The sequence below is a fragment of the Pseudidiomarina salilacus genome, assembly GCF_047323925.1.
Classification (GTDB): domain Bacteria; phylum Pseudomonadota; class Gammaproteobacteria; order Enterobacterales; family Alteromonadaceae; genus Pseudidiomarina; species Pseudidiomarina salilacus.
The window spans coordinates 285,263-301,800 of sequence record NZ_CP178752.1; the positions used below are offsets into that span (position 1 = coordinate 285,263).

The following is a 16,538-nucleotide window of genomic DNA, read 5'->3' on the forward strand; positions in this document are numbered from 1 at the left end:
AACTCTAAAGTAAAAATCCAGTCAGTAATTACTGTGAATTTATTGTGTACTCCAATTTGTTTTCAGCTATGCTAACCCCGCTATTTATCTACAAACTGAGTGTGTCATGTTGCTACGGCTAAGCCCTTCGGCTGCCCGTAAATTTGTTTTCGCTGTCGCTAGCTTTTTCTTGATTGCTGGCAGCGTCGGCACACTAGAATTTTGGCTGTACCAAGACGATCTACTTATGGCTGTCGTGCCAAGCTCGCTCTCGATTGCCGCCGTCATAGTTGCCCTGGGTTTTATTGCTCTACTCTCCCAAAAAATTCTGTTATCACGCCTGTTCGGGGTGGCACTCATCGGTGTCATGGCAACAGTTGTTTGGTTTGTGGTCGTGGCGGAAACCACAAGGCTCGTCGCCTTGCCGTTACCCATCGTCGTGCCGCTCATCACTAGCACCGCTTTGCTATTTATTCTGCCGCCCACCCAGCCAGCAGCACGCGGGTTGTGGTTGCTAGTTATCTTAGTCGACTTGACTGTTTTTGCCTTATTGCAAGCGAGCTTTTCGGGCTTAATTTCACTGGAGCAATTCAACTTAACCCAGGCCAATTTCCCCGCCCTAAGCCTGGTTAGTATCTTGCTGCTGGTTGGCAGTGTTGCGCTGCTGCTAGTCTACAGTTTGCATGGCGACAAGCTGCGCACTTCGCGGCGAGCGGTGGTCAATATCTTTGTGATTGCTGCCATCGGTTTTGGCGTATGGTACAGCCTGAGTTTGAATGATCTTAAGCGCACTAGCGATGACGCACGCTTAAAAATCCAAATGATCGGGCAAATGATTGATACCACCTTGAGTGACCAACGCGCCTTGGCAACACGCATACAACAGCGACTGGACCAAATCACCCAAGCTGATGACTTTACCTCAGTATTGAGTAACGACCTTCAGAGTTACTTGCGTGATTTGCCGATTCTTCGCGGCGCACTCATTTACAACGAGCAACTGGTGCTCGAGCAAAAGTTTGGTGCTGCCGATGACCTCGTCAGTAGCGGGCTACTGCAGCAACAAAGCGTTGATGCCTGGTTAGCAAGTGCAACGTCAGAACCTGTTATCGTTATCAGCAGCAGTTCACTGCTCACCGCGACACCTACCTATTTAATGGGCATCCCAATTCGGACCCCAACCCAACAACTGCAGCGCGTGGTGCTGTTATTTGATGTAAAACAGGTCGTGAACGCCTCATTTTTACAGCAGTTTCAGCAAGTGTTGACCTATCTTGAATTACGGGAAGACCTGTTACTGCCTATTGCGAGTGATATGACTGAGGTTATCAGTCGCGAACAGCTGCAGATGCGCTACCCACACTTTTTATCTGAACAAGCCAATATCAGTGGTACCACTAATGTGGTCTTCCACAGTGCGTTAAATGATTATTCTGAACTCAAAACGAATGCCCAGCTGAATCAGTTGCTACTTTGGCTCACCTTCGCGTTTTTGCTGATTTATATTATGGCCGAGGATAATGCACAACAGCTCAGCAAAAAGCAGAATCAGCTTAAGTTTTTAGCTGACCACGATGAAATTACTGGCTTATTGCGACGTGATGCGTTTAATGCGCGTATTCAACAACGGCGCGCCAAACGTCAAACGCGTTGGCAGATGTTGTGGTTTATCAACTTAGACGGTTTTAAGCCGATCAATGATAGTTTTGGGCATAAATTTGGTGATGAAGTTCTTGCTGAAACGGCTGCGCGGTTGCGCACCGTTGCGCCTGAACATGCCATTCTTGCCCATTTCAGTGCCGATGAGTTTGTCATTTTCTGGCAAGATACCGAATCTCAATCTTGCGATGTTCATGCCCAACAGTTGCTGCGGGTGATTCGCAAACCCTTTAATATCGACGGCATTAGTGTGCACCTCACCGCTAGTATTGGCTGCGTGCAAACGCAAAACAGTCAACTCAACATAGCTGATTTGCTACAACAAGGTGAAATCGCTATGAGCGAAGCCAAGCACTTAGGGGGTAATCTTGCGCGTAATTTTGCCCCGCACATGGCGGTCGATTATCAGCAACAGGTGCAACTTCGCAACGCCCTGCAAATAGCCCTCGAGCAGCAGCTCCTAGAAGTCTATTATCAACCTATTTACGATACGCGCCAGTCAACCATCGTGGGGATCGAGAGCTTGGTGCGCTGGCAACATAATGGACAGTTTGTATCACCGGCAGAATTTATTCCTATTGCCGAGCGCACTGGGCAAATTATTCCGCTGGGTGAACAGGTACTAGAACGCGTACTGCAAGACATCCATGACCATCTGCCATTGCAGCAGCTACAAGTAGCCGTCAATATCTCGCCACAACAGCTGCAGCGCTATGATTTTGCCAGCTACTTAGAGGCCCGCTTAGCGCATCATCAAGTTCAGGCCCATAATCTTACGCTGGAGCTGACCGAAGAGGTCTTTGCCGGTGAGAGCCAAACCAGCGTTAACGCCTTACAGAGTCTGCGTAATATGGGCTGCAGCGTAGCGCTCGATGACTTTGGTACGGGCTTTTCCAGCCTGTCTTATCTTAACCGCTTACCCGCCGACGTGATTAAGATTGATCGTGCGTTCACCGCGGGCATCGTTGACGACCCCGAACTACAAGCAGTGGTGCGCGGTATCGTCGAACTCTGTGTTTATTTGAAGAAAAAAGTCGTGGTCGAGGGCGTCGAAGATGCCAGCCAGGTTGATATCTTCAGCCAAATTGGGGTCGAACGTCTGCAAGGTTTTTACTTCGCGCGACCCATGCCGCTTGCTGAATTACTAAAATTGTTGGAATAAGCAGCAGCACACGCGTATAATACGTCGCTCAAATTTCCACAGGCTTTTTCAATGACCATTCAAGCAACAGAACTTTCCAAGTTGCGTAATATCGCCATTATTGCGCACGTAGACCACGGCAAAACCACTCTTGTCGACAAACTTTTGCAACAGTCCGGCACGCTCGAGAGCCGTGGCGGTGCCGAAGAGCGCATCATGGATAGCAACGATCTTGAAAAAGAACGTGGTATTACCATTTTGGCCAAGAACACTGCGGTTAACTACAAAGACTACCGTATCAACATTCTGGATACGCCAGGACACGCCGATTTCGGTGGTGAAGTTGAACGCGTACTGTCTATGGCAGACTCGGTATTGTTGGTGGTTGACGCCGTCGATGGCCCAATGCCACAAACGCGCTTCGTCACCCAAAAGGCTTTCAATCACGGTTTGAAGCCAATTGTTGTGGTTAACAAAATTGACCGTCCAGGCGCACGCCCTGACTGGGTTGTCGACCAAGTTTTTGACTTGTTCGATAACTTAGGCGCAACTGATGAGCAGTTGGACTTCCCGATTGTCTACGCTTCAGCGCTCAATGGATTTGCCACTTTAGATCCGTCTGAAACCAGCGACAACATGGAGCCGTTGTTCGAAACCATTCTTGAGCGCGTTTCAGCTCCTGATGCTGACCGTGACGGTCCACTGCAAATGCAAGTTTCGCAGCTCGATTACTCAAGCTACTTGGGTATTATCGGTATCGGCCGCATCAAACGCGGTACGCTAAAATTGAACCAACAAGTCACCATCATTGGTGCTGACGGTTCACAGCGTAACGGCAAAGTAGGTCAAATCTTTGGCTATCTTGGCCTCGACCGCATCGAAACCGACAAAGCGAGTGCCGGCGATATCGTTGCCTTCACCGGTTTAGGTGAGCTAAAAATCTCTGACACCATCTGTGCGGCCGGTCATTCCGAAGCATTGCCTGCGCTGAGCGTTGACGAACCTACGGTGACCATGACCTTCCAGGTCAATACTTCACCGTTCGCCGGTAAAGAAGGTAAGTTCGTGACTTCTCGTCAAATTCTTGAGCGTCTGCAGCAAGAACTTAAGCACAACGTAGCGTTGCGTGTTGAAGAAACCGACAATCCTGACCGCTTCCGTGTTTCAGGTCGTGGCGAATTGCACTTAGGCGTATTGATCGAAAACATGCGCCGCGAAGGCTTCGAGCTGGCGGTATCACGCCCTGAAGTTATTATTCGCGAAGTGAACGGTGTGAAAGAAGAACCGTTTGAAAACTTGACCGTCGACATTGAAGAAATCAGCCAAGGTCCGGTGATGGAAAAACTCGGCACCCGTAAAGCCGAAATGACCAACATGACCCCAGATGGCAAAGGCCGTGTGCGTATCGACTTCATGGTTCCTAGCCGCGGCTTGATTGGCTTCCAAACTGAGTTCATGACGCTCACGTCTGGTACTGGCTTAATGTACAAAACCTTTGACCATTACGGCCCGCACAAAGGCGGTCGTATCGGCCAACGGATGAACGGTGTGTTGATTTCAAACGCCACCGGTAAAGCCCTGACCTACGCTTTGTTCAACTTGCAAGAACGCGGCAAGTTGATGGCGTCGCACGGGGATGAAGTCTACGAAGGCCAAATCATTGGTGTACACAACCGTAGCAACGACCTCACGGTAAACTGTTTGAAAGGTAAGCAGCTGACCAACGTCCGTGCATCGGGTACCGATGATGCCTTGACCTTGTCACCACCGATTCGTTTAACGCTTGAACAAGCGCTTGAATTTATCGATGACGATGAATTGGTAGAAATCACGCCGAAATCGATCCGTATTCGTAAGCGTCTGCTGACCGAAAACGATCGTAAGCGTGCGAGTCGTAGTAAAGACGACTAAGCGGAAAACACCTCATGACCACCGAACTTTGGCAAGAACAATCGTTCATTGACGAGTTTGGTGGTCATAGTCCTCTGGTTTGCGCAATTCTCAAAAGCTTTTTAGCCGATCTCGCAACTGCTGAACAGCATCTCCGCGAAGCCTCTGAAAGCCGAAATATTTCTGACTTTAAACGCCATGCTCACTGGATTCTAGGTCCCGCAGCTCAACTCCATTTACTGGCGCTTGCCGAATGTTGTCGACGCATGGAAGCGGGCGATTTTACTGCCTTATCCGCTTTTACAGAGCTCGTTCAACAAAGCCGGACATTGCTAGAACAATATCTAAGCGAAAACTGTTAATCCACTGCTGAACTCTTATCGAGAAGCTCAACGATTTTGTGGATATCAAAAGGTTTACTAATAAACCCCGCCATACCCTCAGCGTTGCTCTGCGCGGCTAATTGACTGGAATCAACTGCTGTCACTAGAAACGTAACGGGTGGTGATCTCAATTCCGTTTTCATTTTCCGGAACAACTCGATACCACTCATGCACGGCATGTGATGATCACAGAGAAGAATATCAAGCGGGTGTTTGTGTAAATACTCCAACACGTCGACTGGGTGGGAGAATTTAACTACCTTGGCGTAACCAGCGCGCAATAAAACTTGCTCCAATAGCATTAGATTGGTCGCATTATCATCGACGACCCCTACTCGTTTGTCTGGGTATTTAGCTTGTAATTGTATCATTGCGCGAAGGCTCAGCTTTTTGGAACTGCAATGTAAACATGGTGCCTTGATCAAGGGTACTACTAACACTAATCTGACCGTTCATACGTTGCATTAGATCACGACAAATCGTTAAGCCGATGCCTGTGCCCTCGACTAAATGGGTGTCTCGCTCCAGTCGGACAAAAGGCTCAAAGATTTTTTCGAGTTTATCGATATCAATACCAAAACCTTCGTCACGAATATCAATTTGCACGAACTCATCGACATCGGCACATGAAATGTAGACGCTGCCGTGCTCCCGATTGTATTTGACTGCATTGGATAACAAATTAATAAGCACCTGCTGCACGCGATGGGCGTCGCCTAGGAAAGTTGAACAGTGCAAATCAACTACTACTATTCGCACGCCTTTTTGTTCCGCGAGCGGATGGACCCAATCTGTTGCCTGTTTGATCACTTGATCAACTTGCAACGGTTCCACCTTGACCGCTAGCGTATTTGCCTCAATTTCGCTTTGCGTGAGAAGGTCATCGATGAGGCGTTGTAAATAGCGGCTGCCGTGTTTGATCTGTTGCAAGCTCTGTTGCTGCGACTCAGAGAGCGGATCAAGCTCCAACAACTGCGTGAAACCGATGATTGCAGAAAGTGGTGTTTTTAACTCGTGGGTGACCGACGATAAAAACATCGATTTCGCTCGATTTGCCTCGTCTGCGGCTTCCTTAGCTAACTTCAAGTGTTGTTCAGTCTGCTTACGTTTATGAATATTCGTAAGCGTCATCACTTGTTTTTCGAGTTCGCCGCGATTGTTGCGAACGCCTTTTCCGCGCACCTGCACCCATAGCCAGCTGCCATCGGCACATCTCATTCGAAACTCATTGTTGAAGCCAATACCAAAGCGCAAAACTTCCTCAACAGTACTGTCAATGCGATCGTCAGGGTGCACATAGGTAATAATATCGACTAACGCAAGCTCCTTCGGCATAGCCGGATAATCGAGCCAATGCCACAACGGCTCCAAGTCACCAATGCGCCCATCTGAGTAGCGATACTCCAGGACAATGTCACCAGATGTCTTTAACGCCTCTGAAAGTCGTTGCTCGTTTTCACTTAAGCGCTCGACATACTCATTCAGCACCTTTGCCATTGACTCTAATCGCTGACCCAGTTGATTAATTTCAATGAGTTCGGTTGCGAGTGCCGGCTCAGGTCGATAATCGCGGGCTTCAATACGTTGCACACGCCCAATCAACTTATTAACAGCCGAGTGGAGAACCTTGCTAAACTTCCAAGCGCGCTGGCGAATATAAAGAAAGAAGAACATATAAAAGACAATCAACCCAGCTATCATCCAATAGACGGCTTGATTCATTTCAGCATCTAGTGCATTGGTTTGCGCAAACAACGCTGACTCATTTACAAAAGTCAGTAGTTTCCAATCCGTGTTAGCAATCGTTGACCAGCCTACCATCATGGCGGTGTCGTTAAATCTATACTGTTGTACACCCTTGAGAGCTTTAATGTCTTTTACAAGCTGGCGATAATTAGGATAAAACTTAAGGTCATGCTGGCTCGACTGCTTCATTTCAGAACCCACCTGCCCGGCGGTTAAGCCCTTGGGAAGCGCCTCTACCTGCAGATTTTCTGCACCCTCATCAGAGAGCGCAACAACATTGTCACTCTCATCTACCAGCATAGCGAAACCATTCCACGGCAAACTTACCGACTCAACCTCGGCAATCAACTCACGGATCGCGATATCAAAACCGACGACACCGACAAATTGGTTATCGACATAAATTGGATAAGTTGCTGACGTCATCCAGCCCTGTCCGGCTGGATCGAGATACACGGGAGTCCATTTCACTTCACGACTCGGATTATTTACCGGATCAGCTAAGTAGAAAAAAGCAAAGTCTGTCACGTCAACATCATGTGGATACTGACTGACGACATCAAAATATGGATAGATATAATTAAAACTGTCCGACTGGTTAAAATAAACCTGCACCACCAGATCGTTATGCGTTACCAATGATTTCATCAACTGTTCAGTTGCATTCATTCGGTATACGTGAGCCATGTTACGTGTCTCACCGCTCGCTGGCTGCGGATAAAACACCGCGGCACCACCATGGTCCACTGGATTGTGCAACACGCCTAACTCACTGATCGCTAATCGGCTTGTTTCAGCGCTAGATGGAGCATAGTCGTCGTTACTCAACGCGCTGACGACCGCATCCGCGTAGAGTTTAATACCTCTATCGATGCTGGAAAGTTTAGTATCTAAATAATCTGAATAACGCTCTGAACTGAAGCTAAGTTCTTCAATAGCAGTTTCACGCAAATAGGAAATATTTCTGTCGGTAACAGTATTTGCGCTGTAAATATAGGCAACTACTAGCAATGATTCGACGATGAGCAACGGAATAAGCGCATGGCGTGAAAATGCCGTCCATAACCAACTTTGCAGTGTCAGTGTCTTTTGCGAAGTGCTGGTATTTTGAGAGTCCATGTGTCCCTGCGTGAAAATCAACCGATGGTGAGTTGGTTCAATTATGTATGCAAAACTTGTTCCAACATCGATAAAGCTGCAATGCCCGATGTTAATGAGAAAACAGGCAAAATACCAAGCAGAATTTTTGCATTTTGCATTTATTCGCATTTTGCAATTTTTCATGTCGCATTTTGCGATTATGCCTGATCTCACGCAACTTCAAACACGTATAAATCCTGTATTCTTAATTTTTTAAAACTTGGCACGCTACTTGCTTAATTAATCATGCGTTCTAGATCTCCCGTCTAACGCGTTCCGAGTCGCTCCAAGTTCTCCAGGAGCGACTTGGTTTTTTTTATCAGGAACTCCAATGCTGTATGAACCGAAGCAACAGTATACGCTTCTTATTATCGAAGATAACCGAACCACAGCTCTTATACTACAGAGTTACCTCGCCCCTGAGTATCGAGTCCTCACCGCGGCTAGTGCAATAGAAGGATTGTCGACGCTTCACGACGAGCGCTGTGACTTAATATTGCTCGACCTTTCGCTACCTGATAAAGATGGCATAGAACTGCTGAAAGAAATACGCGGAGTAGATACCGAGGTACCTATTATTATTGTGACCTCGGAACGCTCCAAGGTTCGAGTGGCAGAAGCGCTGAGCGCAGCGGCTAATGATTATCTTGAAAAGCCCGTTGACCGCACTCGGTTAAGAGTTTCTATTCAAGCTGCGCTGCGTGAGTATAGTCTGCGTCAACGACTCGATGAACTGAATGCTTCAGTAGATGACGATGCACTGTGGAATATCATCGGCCGCTCGCCGAAAATTCGCGAAGTATTCCACACAATTCGCCGAGCAGCCAATAGCAGAGCATCGATTTTTATCACCGGCGAGAGCGGCACAGGGAAAGAGCTTTGCGCTGAGGCGATTCACTTAGAGAGTCAACGTCGCACACAACCTTTTGTTGCACTCAACTGTGCAGCTATCCCTCGTGAACTTCTCGAGTCTGAGCTCTTTGGGCACATAAAAGGTTCCTTCACTGGTGCCGACCGAACTCGCCTAGGTGCTGCCGCGAAGGCCAACGGCGGAACCTTGTTCTTGGATGAAATCGGCGAGTTACATTTCGAACTGCAAAGCAAACTGTTGCGCTTCATCCAAACCCAACAGTTTTCACCTGTAGGCAGCAACGAAGTGCACAAAGTCGATATCCGCTTTATTTGCGCTACAAATCGCGATCCCCAACAAGCAATCAATGAAGGTATTCTACGTGAAGACCTGTTCTATCGCTTGAATGTGATATCGATTTACATGCCACCATTGCGAGAACGCGGTAGCGACATTTCTCTGATTGCGAATCGACTCCTCAAAAAAATTGCCACCGAAGAACACAAAAATTTTAAAAGCTTTTCGCAAACATCAGAAGCTATTATGCGGGGTTACGCATGGCCAGGGAATATTCGAGAACTCAATAACGTTATTCGAAAAATAGTTGTTTTGAACGATGGTGAAGTCGTAACACCACCTATGTTACCGCGTGAATTACTCGTACACGAAGCTCCAGCGTCGACCCAAAGCAAATCAGTCACAAGTTACCCGTTGCTTCCATTGCAGCCATTATGGCTGAGTGAAAAGCAGATCATTGAATTTACCCTTGAACAATGTCAAGGCAACATTAAAGAAGCCGCCACCATACTCGAGGTTAACGCCTCTACCTTGTATCGAAAACTAAAAAAATGGCACATCAATGTGGACCCAGTCCGAGGGGAGAGTGACGATGTTCAGTGACTTTTATGGAGAGGTCAAACAACTCATAGAGAAATCTTCGGCAACCGCAACTAAAGCCATTTGCTGCATAGATATTGATGATTTCAATTCCGTAAATGAACATTATGGCTACGAAGCGGGCGACATAGTCTTAGAAACGATTCATCATCGTCTAAAAGCGATTTCGCAAATAGATGAAGACGTCGTCATTCGCGGTAGCGGAGACCAGTTTTATCTGCTTTTACAGCTGGACGGAGATATCGAGCGACTCAGCACACTCATTCATGTTATCAGCGAAGTTATTTATCTTAACGAACACTTGATTTCAGTACATGCGTCGATTGGCGTGTATTTGATCGAAAATACGGACACCTCTACGGATGCTGTTATAAGAAAAGCTTACCACGCCTGTATCATTGCAAAAAATAAGGGCGGTAATAATCTTATAATCTACGACAGTGAACAAGATGACCAACGTACACAGTGGAATCAGATTGTAAATTCAGTCATTAAAGGACTTGGAAAGTCTCAGTTTTCACTCTACTTACAGCCCAAATATCACGCGCATAATTCAACCTTAGTCGGCTATGAAGCACTCATTCGCTGGAATCACCCTGAACGTGGCGTGGTACCTCCTGATCAGTTTTTGCCTCATATCAAAAACACTGAAGCCGAAATCATGCTCGATCAATTCGTACTCGAATGTGCCATTCGTATCATTGCGATTCTTCGCCAACATGGAAATGACCTCACGCTGAGTATTAACGTAACACCTCGGCAACTTGTGAGCCCGTGGTTTTTCAAACAGCTTCATCGCCTTCACAATAAACACCCTGATTACCTCAAGCACTTGTTTATTGAAATTCTAGAAACCGATTCTTTCGAGAATATCGGTCTTGTGAAGCCCGCACTGATGGAATATTTGCAAATGGGAATTCGCTTCTCACTTGATGACTTTGGGGTCGGCTACGCGTCCCTAACCCATCTGGTCGAGCTACCCATCGCAGAGGTCAAAATCGATCGTTTTTTCATATCGAATATCGAGCACCATCATGTTCATCAACTAGTGGTTAAAAGCGTTGTTCAATTAGCGAAAGATTTAGCGTTGATAACCGTTGCAGAAGGAGTTGAAACTGAGCAAGAGTTCAACGCACTCAAAGCACTTGGGATAGATGTATTTCAGGGCTATTTGCTCGGGCGTCCTTTCCCGTCGGAACAATTAATTCGTAACCTCAATACGCTGAAACAATCGCCAACAACAGAGTTTGCTAAATAATCTCAGGTTGCGGCAACACGTGAAAGAAAATCGAGAGGAAGTGCAACACGCTGCCGGCTAAAACAAATACATGCCAAATGGCATGATGGTATTTGAGGGATTTCCAAACATAAAAAATAACGCCGAGACTGTAAGCTAAACCGCCGGCGAGTAATAACCAAAGTCCGCCTTCGGACACATAGGTAAGCATCGGTTGAATCGCCACAATCGCCATCCAGCCCATGCCCAAATAAAGCGTTAAGGACAGCCACTTCTTGCGCTTCTCAAATACTAGTTCCAGAATCACGCCCAGTATTGCAATACCCCAAACCACGCCAAGTAACGTCCAGCCCCAAGGACCGCGTAAACTAATTAGGGCGAACGGCGTATAGGTGCCCGCAATCAAAAGATAGATGGCGGCATGGTCCATGTGTTGGAAGAAGCTTTTGATACGTGGCCATGGAAACGCATGATAAAGCGTTGACGCTAAATAAAGCAGAATTAAAGAAGCGCCATAAATACTGGCCGCGACTACAGCGAACACATCGCCGTATGCCAGCGCCCATACCACCATAAAGATTAAGCCTACAATACTGGCGATGGCGCCAATACCGTGTGTTACCGCATGGGCAACTTCTTCGGCAATGCTGTAAGCGTGCTTTTTATCCAAATCAGGCTTCCTTAATGATGGTTTTCATCCGGATCTTCGCGGCCGGGCTTGTGATAATCACGGCTGATTTGTTCAAGTTTACGCATGAATAAATCAAAGTCACGTTCGTTATCGTAGTCAAAATGGTATTTATTGTGGAACTCTAACCGCATTTGCACATTGTGTCCTTCTAGGAACACTGTGTACCCATCGTGGTCGGTATACGCAGTTATCCCCTCAAGAGTGTGCTTGCCCTGTTCCGCTTTACCATGCTCATGTATTTTCTCATAAGCGTCGAGCATCAATCGTTGATCAATCTCATTTTTCATCAATGCGCTCCTTTTTCAATTTTTATCAGTATAGCCTTAATGTGAGGTTGATGACTAAGCATTCAACCCTGTTACGTAAAGCTGCCAGAAAAAGGACACTTGACTATACATACATACATGAATGTTTGTTTAATTTCGTGTATAATGCGCCCAATTGTTTTGACTCGAGGTAGAAAGTGGTAAGACGTACCAAACAAGATGCTTTGACAACACGTCATGAGTTGCTCGATGCGGCAGAACGTTTGTTCAGCGAGCGTGGTGTTTCCAATACATCGATGATGCAGGTGGCTGAGGCTGCTGGTGTTACTCGTGGTGCGATATATCACCACTTTGAGAATAAACTCGATTTGATTTACGCCATGATGGAACGGGTCAGCCTGCCAGTTGACGAAATGCGTGAAGAGTTGCGAAAAGAACACGCTAACGCACCGTTGCATCAGTTACGCCAGCGCTGTCTGCACATTGTCAATTTAGTGCAAAACGATCCACACATGCGCGCGCTGGTGAATATTCTGTGCCACAAGTGTGAGTATGTCGAAGACACCCTGCCGATTCATTTGCGTCACCTGCGTGGTCGCAATGAATGTATCGATGAATTCGTGAACTTATTAGAGGACGCCAAACGCGTTGGCTCGGTGCGCAGTAATGTCGATGCGCGCACAGCGATTGTCGGGATTTTTGCCTTGATTGACGGGCTTTTTTACAACTGGCTGCTCGACACTGACTATTTCGATTTGACCGAGGCGGCCGAACGAACGCTGGATATTTACCTTGCAGGTTTAGTCACTAACCAAGTGAACTAGCCCTGCTTGTCACGTCGAATGCTTTGCTTCCAGCCTTTGTACTTGCGGTGCACACCGCGGGTCAGCGATTGAAAGTAATCCTCTAACAGGTCGACGCCAAACAATACGCCCACCACCACAAATGACAGCTTGATAGCAACTTCAAGATGACCTAAGCCAATGCCCACTCCGATAGAAGCTAACACCCAAATCGTGGCGGCGGAGGTCACCCCAACGACAATGCCATCGCGCGCCAGCATGACACCGGCACCGAGAAAGCCGATGCCGGTAATCACTTGACCTATGATGCGCGAGGGATCGGTCGCTTCGGTCATGACCGAACTGGCGCCAACCACAAACAAATAGGTGCCAAGGGTAATGAGCGAGGAAGTACGAATGCCAACTGGCTTACCGCGCATTTGCCGTTCTAAGCCAACCAAGCTACCACACAGGACTGCAGTGCCTATGGCCTGCCAAGAGAAGGGCGCAATATAAAAAAACGCCTGCCAATCGATATTCGTCATGAACTCTTTAGCTTCCTTGACTCATAAACTTCAGTAAGAACTCTCCATCAAGTTCGGCAATCTTATCGGCATCGGTTTTAGCAATACTGGCGACTGCCGGCGCCACCCAAGCGCCAAGATTTGCCAAGATCGCGCGTAAGTCTCCCATGGAACGCGCTGCGCCAAATTGACCCGGAGAGGCCCCCGCTAACAAGACGGTTTTACCGGTCCACGGATTTTTGCTTAAGCGCGAGCTCCAATCGATGGCATTTTTCAATAATGGTGGCACTGAAGCATTGTATTCGGGCGTAACAACAATGACTTTACTAGCTTCATTGATAGCCGTTGCCAACTTTTGAATATTGCTTGGCACGCCGTGTTCATCTTCGTAATCACCTTGATACAGTGGCGCGTCTAACTCTGCTGGTGGATAGACGTAGCACTGTTGGCCATCGGCCTCGGCGACTTCGGCGAGACGTTCTTGTAAGCGACGATTGATAGAGGCTTGACGGCTACTGCCGGCGATAATTAATAAACTCATTGATTGCCCTCCTGCATGGCTTGGATAAAGGCATCTGACTCAGCAATCGCCGTTTCCATTTCGGCAATTAGCTCTGCCACATCGGCCTGTAGGCTACGGTATTCACCACGAATCGCGTCTACCGCAGCGGCATTTAAATTGTGTTTAAGGTACAGCACGTTATCTTGCAGCTTGTCGAGCACGGGGTCCATGGTTTCGGCCGCTCGCTCCATACTTTGCAATAGTGCTGCGTAGCGTCGCTCGGTATCTCTTAGTGAGCGTTCACTTTGACGGCGCAAACTGTCATTACTGTATTCACCTAATTCATCTTGCCACTCATCGAACAAATCTTGCGCCACATCATCGATTGCTTCAATACGATCGTAAACGCGTTCAGCCGCGGCTTTACTTGACTCGTAATCGTCATTGAGCGCGTTGTAGCGGGCTTCTATTTCGCCACCGTCGAATTGTAGTAGCTCATCCAGTCGCTCAAGTGCTGATTTGAATTCTTCTTGCGCATCCGCTTGCGCATCGCGTGCTTCGTCAACCCGATCGACTAGGATGTCGCGTTTGTGAATGCCGACTTTTTCCATGGCACCGTAGTAGGCGCTCTGACAGCCAGTCAAGACTAACACCACTGCCGCTGTTGCTAACCATCGCATGTGAGTTCCTCCTTGGCAACGCCCCAGCGTCGCGCACCAATCACTTTGATTTAATTGAGCTAGTAGGGTAATTCAGTTCCATCCCAGTGTAGCAGTTTGCCGCTTTGTGCCGTAGTTAAATTTTCTATCACCGTGGCAATGCGCTCAGCGGAAAGCTGCGGCGTGTAGAGCTTATCGGCGGGCAAACGTTGCTGAAAGGGTTCCGACAGTACGGTATCGGTGGTTCCAGGATGCACTGCGGCAATGGTAAGTTTCTTGTGCGTGCGGCCAAGCTCTATCGATGCCGTTTTCAAGAGCATGTTGAGGGCAGCTTTGCTGGCACGGTAACTGTACCAACCGCCCAAGTAGTTATCGCTAATACTGCCCACTTTGGCGCTTAGTTGTACCCAAAAACAGGGCTGCTTTTTCGGGAGTAACGGCAATAATTGCTGCAACAGTAGTATGGGTAGAATCGCGTTGATCTCGAAGGATGCACGCAGATGCTCCGCCGACAAGGCGCCTAGATGCTTTTCTGGCATGTGGGTCTCATTATGCAACATGCCCAACGTGCACAGCACTCCCGACAACTCAACACCCTCGAGCGCCGCTAGCGCCTGTTGCAGCTGCTCTGGCTGATAGCCATCAAGTTGTTGCCACTGCAATGCATCCTCGGTTTGTACCGGCGCTTGACGGCTCCAGCCAATGACCTGCCAGCCAGCGCTAAGGTAATGCTCAGTCAATGCGGTGCCAAGACCGCCGCCAGCACCTATAATTAGAATTGTTTGACGCATAACTCCCTCTTGTTACGTGCTTCATGCTAGCCTTACTTTACGCAATCTCTCCAGTTTGGGATTATAGTGAGCAGCAAATGACCCTATCCACAGAGACTCAATATGACTGAAATGTCCGTTTGGCGTGAGCGCGCCAGTTGTGCACTCGCGTTTGCTAAGTATTTTGGCAAGCGCTGCATTGACGACAAAGTGACCATCATTGCTGGCCATCTTACTTTTGTGAGTATGTTGGCTTTGGTTCCCTTGTTGGTGGTCATTTTTTCGATCTTCTCGGCGTTCCCAATGTTCGAAGAGCTGCGCAAGCAGATTGAAGAATTCTTATTCGCCAATTTACTGCCTACCTCGGGTGAAGAAATCACTCAGTATTTGAACGAATTTGTTGGCAACGTCTCCGAAATGACGGCGATCGGTGTGGTTTTTGTCATTGTCGTTGCGGTCAATCTGATTTCGACCATCGACGCCACTATGAACCGCATTTGGCGCAATACCAAGCGTCGCCGCATTGTCGTAGCGTTAGCAGTGTACTGGATGATTCTAACCCTAGGCCCGCTGTTAATGGGCTCGGGCATGGCGATTAGCTCTTATCTGATTTCGTTAGCAGCTTTTGCTGAAGATTATGTGTCAGGTGCGCGCACCACGATGTTAGGGATGGTGCCGATTATCACCTCATTGATCGCCTTTATGTTGATGTACGTGTTAATGCCGAACCGCGTGGTCAAAGTCAGTCATGCATTTTGGGGGGCCTTGTTGGCAGCGGTGCTGTTTGAAATTAGCAAAAGTGGCTTTGCCGCATATATTGCAGCGTTCCCGTCGTATCAGGCTATTTACGGCGCCTTGGCAGCGATTCCTATCTTGTTGATTTGGGTATTTTTGTCGTGGACCATTGTGTTGATTGGTGCCGAGTTAACTGCCAGTATCGAAGAGTTTTTTGACCAACCGAACGAGGAAGTAGATGAAGGCACTGTTGCAACGAGTGACGACAGCACGAGTTGAGGTAAGCGGCAGCACAGTCGGACAAATTGACAAGGGCTTGTTGATTCTCCTTGGGATCACGCCGTCAGATACGCCGCAACTGGCGGCAAAACTGGCGGAACGCGTCGCTAACTATCGACTATTCAGTGACGCTGAGGACAAAATGAACCTGAGCTTACTTGATTGCCAAGGTGCAGCCTTAGTGGTCTCGCAATTTACCCTTGCCGCAGATACCAATAGTGGGCGACGGCCGAGTTTTTCCAGTGCCGCAGCACCGGATTTAGCTGAGCCGCTCTATTTGGCTTTCGTTGCCGCCTTGCAGCGGCTGGGCGTGCCGGTGGCAACCGGAGCATTTGGTGCCGACATGCAAGTGTCGCTTACCAACGACGGGCCTGTCACCTTCTTGCTCGACACGGAGAAAAAATAAGT

The 16,538-nt window shown here is 48.0% G+C and carries 16 protein-coding genes; 8 read left to right on the forward strand and 8 right to left on the reverse strand.

The annotated features are described in order from the left end of the window. The first annotated feature begins 106 nt into the window (after positions 1-106). Genes ACJ8W9_RS10870 through ACJ8W9_RS10880 form a run of 3 tightly spaced genes read left to right on the forward strand, consistent with a single transcriptional unit; the run spans position 107 to position 5,031 of the window. Positions 107-2,800 (forward strand): putative bifunctional diguanylate cyclase/phosphodiesterase, encoded by a 2,694-nt coding sequence (locus ACJ8W9_RS10870; RefSeq protein ID WP_411361078.1) that lies wholly within the window; start codon positions 107-109, stop codon positions 2,798-2,800. Positions 2,801-2,851: 51 nt separating this feature from the next. Further along, positions 2,852-4,690, forward strand: a complete 1,839-nt coding sequence (gene typA / locus ACJ8W9_RS10875) for a translational GTPase TypA (RefSeq protein WP_411361079.1) — start codon at positions 2,852-2,854, stop codon at positions 4,688-4,690. 14 nt (positions 4,691-4,704) lie between these two features. Beyond that, a complete protein-coding gene (locus ACJ8W9_RS10880) occupies positions 4,705-5,031 on the forward strand; it encodes an Hpt domain-containing protein (protein WP_411359414.1) in 327 nt (108 codons plus the stop codon). On the opposite strand, the gene ACJ8W9_RS10885 is transcribed toward ACJ8W9_RS10880, so the two are convergent. Next, on the reverse strand, positions 5,028-5,423 hold the full coding sequence (locus tag ACJ8W9_RS10885; protein WP_411359413.1) for a response regulator: 396 nt from the start codon (positions 5,421-5,423) through the stop codon (positions 5,028-5,030). The genes ACJ8W9_RS10880 and ACJ8W9_RS10885 overlap by 4 nt on opposite strands. Then, entirely contained in the window at positions 5,404-7,917 is a 2,514-nt protein-coding gene (locus ACJ8W9_RS10890; protein WP_411359412.1) for an ATP-binding protein, read from the reverse strand. Before ACJ8W9_RS10890 ends, ACJ8W9_RS10885 begins: the two co-directional genes overlap by 20 nt. Before the next feature lie 352 nt (positions 7,918-8,269). Here ACJ8W9_RS10890 and ACJ8W9_RS10895 point away from each other — a divergent pair, with 352 nt between their 5' ends. Both ACJ8W9_RS10895 and ACJ8W9_RS10900 read left to right on the forward strand, forming a co-directional pair. Next, positions 8,270-9,688 carry a sigma-54-dependent transcriptional regulator gene (locus tag ACJ8W9_RS10895; RefSeq protein ID WP_411359411.1) on the forward strand — a complete coding sequence of 473 codons (1,419 nt, stop codon included), beginning with the start codon at positions 8,270-8,272 and terminating at the stop codon, positions 9,686-9,688. Then, positions 9,678-10,943, forward strand: coding sequence for a putative bifunctional diguanylate cyclase/phosphodiesterase (locus tag ACJ8W9_RS10900; RefSeq protein WP_411359632.1), 1,266 nt, complete (start codon positions 9,678-9,680; stop codon positions 10,941-10,943). Before ACJ8W9_RS10895 ends, ACJ8W9_RS10900 begins: the two co-directional genes overlap by 11 nt. On the opposite strand, the gene trhA is transcribed toward ACJ8W9_RS10900, so the two are convergent. Further along, entirely contained in the window at positions 10,936-11,592 is a 657-nt protein-coding gene (gene trhA, locus ACJ8W9_RS10905; RefSeq protein ID WP_411361080.1) for a PAQR family membrane homeostasis protein TrhA, read from the reverse strand. The two genes, ACJ8W9_RS10900 and trhA, sit on opposite strands and share 8 nt — an antisense overlap. A gap of 11 nt (positions 11,593-11,603) precedes the next feature. Further along, positions 11,604-11,900, reverse strand: coding sequence for a DUF3081 family protein (locus tag ACJ8W9_RS10910; protein WP_411359409.1), 297 nt, complete (start codon positions 11,898-11,900; stop codon positions 11,604-11,606). Positions 11,901-12,076: 176 nt separating this feature from the next. Between ACJ8W9_RS10910 and ACJ8W9_RS10915 the strand changes: the two genes are divergently transcribed. Further along, positions 12,077-12,703, forward strand: a complete 627-nt coding sequence (locus ACJ8W9_RS10915) for a TetR family transcriptional regulator (protein ID WP_411361081.1) — start codon at positions 12,077-12,079, stop codon at positions 12,701-12,703. Here ACJ8W9_RS10915 and ACJ8W9_RS10920 read toward each other — a convergent pair. Genes ACJ8W9_RS10920 through ACJ8W9_RS10935 form a run of 4 tightly spaced genes read right to left on the reverse strand, consistent with a single transcriptional unit; the run spans position 12,700 to position 15,137 of the window. Then, positions 12,700-13,206 carry an MgtC/SapB family protein gene (locus tag ACJ8W9_RS10920; protein ID WP_411359407.1) on the reverse strand — a complete coding sequence of 169 codons (507 nt, stop codon included), beginning with the start codon at positions 13,204-13,206 and terminating at the stop codon, positions 12,700-12,702. The genes ACJ8W9_RS10915 and ACJ8W9_RS10920 overlap by 4 nt on opposite strands. A 7-nt stretch (positions 13,207-13,213) precedes the next feature. After that, complete coding sequence (locus ACJ8W9_RS10925; protein ID WP_411359406.1) at positions 13,214-13,726, reverse strand: NADPH-dependent FMN reductase; 513 nt, start codon at positions 13,724-13,726, stop codon at positions 13,214-13,216. Next, positions 13,723-14,367: a DUF2959 domain-containing protein gene (locus ACJ8W9_RS10930; protein WP_034730489.1), complete on the reverse strand. Its 645-nt coding sequence runs from the start codon at positions 14,365-14,367 to the stop codon at positions 13,723-13,725. The genes ACJ8W9_RS10925 and ACJ8W9_RS10930 overlap by 4 nt, the downstream gene beginning before the upstream one ends. Positions 14,368-14,426: 59 nt before the next feature. Then, positions 14,427-15,137 carry an SDR family NAD(P)-dependent oxidoreductase gene (locus ACJ8W9_RS10935; protein WP_411359405.1) on the reverse strand — a complete coding sequence of 237 codons (711 nt, stop codon included), beginning with the start codon at positions 15,135-15,137 and terminating at the stop codon, positions 14,427-14,429. A 111-nt stretch (positions 15,138-15,248) separates the two neighbouring features. Here ACJ8W9_RS10935 and ACJ8W9_RS10940 point away from each other — a divergent pair, with 111 nt between their 5' ends. Further along, entirely contained in the window at positions 15,249-16,130 is an 882-nt protein-coding gene (locus ACJ8W9_RS10940; RefSeq protein WP_411361138.1) for a virulence factor BrkB family protein, read from the forward strand. Continuing rightward, the gene (dtd, locus tag ACJ8W9_RS10945) at positions 16,090-16,536 is read left to right on the forward strand and encodes a D-aminoacyl-tRNA deacylase (RefSeq protein ID WP_411361082.1); all 447 of its coding nucleotides are present in this window, start codon (positions 16,090-16,092) and stop codon (positions 16,534-16,536) included. Before ACJ8W9_RS10940 ends, dtd begins: the two co-directional genes overlap by 41 nt. Positions 16,537-16,538 lie beyond the last annotated feature (2 nt).

Excerpts from the sequence above, each read along its gene's own strand:
- ACJ8W9_RS10870 (WP_411361078.1), top strand. The coding sequence starts at position 107 with ATGTTGCTACGGCTAAGCCCTTCGGCTGCCCGTAAATTTGTTTTCGCT.
- typA (WP_411361079.1), top strand. The coding sequence starts at position 2,852 with ATGACCATTCAAGCAACAGAACTTTCCAAGTTGCGTAATATCGCCATT.
- ACJ8W9_RS10880 (WP_411359414.1), top strand. The coding sequence starts at position 4,705 with ATGACCACCGAACTTTGGCAAGAACAATCGTTCATTGACGAGTTTGGT.
- ACJ8W9_RS10885 (WP_411359413.1), bottom strand. The coding sequence starts at position 5,423 with ATGATACAATTACAAGCTAAATACCCAGACAAACGAGTAGGGGTCGTC.
- ACJ8W9_RS10890 (WP_411359412.1), bottom strand. The coding sequence starts at position 7,917 with ATGGACTCTCAAAATACCAGCACTTCGCAAAAGACACTGACACTGCAA.
- ACJ8W9_RS10895 (WP_411359411.1), top strand. The coding sequence starts at position 8,270 with ATGCTGTATGAACCGAAGCAACAGTATACGCTTCTTATTATCGAAGAT.
- ACJ8W9_RS10900 (WP_411359632.1), top strand. The coding sequence starts at position 9,678 with ATGTTCAGTGACTTTTATGGAGAGGTCAAACAACTCATAGAGAAATCT.
- ACJ8W9_RS10910 (WP_411359409.1), bottom strand. The coding sequence starts at position 11,900 with ATGAAAAATGAGATTGATCAACGATTGATGCTCGACGCTTATGAGAAA.
- ACJ8W9_RS10920 (WP_411359407.1), bottom strand. The coding sequence starts at position 13,206 with ATGACGAATATCGATTGGCAGGCGTTTTTTTATATTGCGCCCTTCTCT.
- ACJ8W9_RS10925 (WP_411359406.1), bottom strand. The coding sequence starts at position 13,726 with ATGAGTTTATTAATTATCGCCGGCAGTAGCCGTCAAGCCTCTATCAAT.
- ACJ8W9_RS10930 (WP_034730489.1), bottom strand. The coding sequence starts at position 14,367 with ATGCGATGGTTAGCAACAGCGGCAGTGGTGTTAGTCTTGACTGGCTGT.
- ACJ8W9_RS10935 (WP_411359405.1), bottom strand. The coding sequence starts at position 15,137 with ATGCGTCAAACAATTCTAATTATAGGTGCTGGCGGCGGTCTTGGCACC.
- ACJ8W9_RS10940 (WP_411361138.1), top strand. The coding sequence starts at position 15,249 with ATGTCCGTTTGGCGTGAGCGCGCCAGTTGTGCACTCGCGTTTGCTAAG.
- dtd (WP_411361082.1), top strand. The coding sequence starts at position 16,090 with ATGAAGGCACTGTTGCAACGAGTGACGACAGCACGAGTTGAGGTAAGC.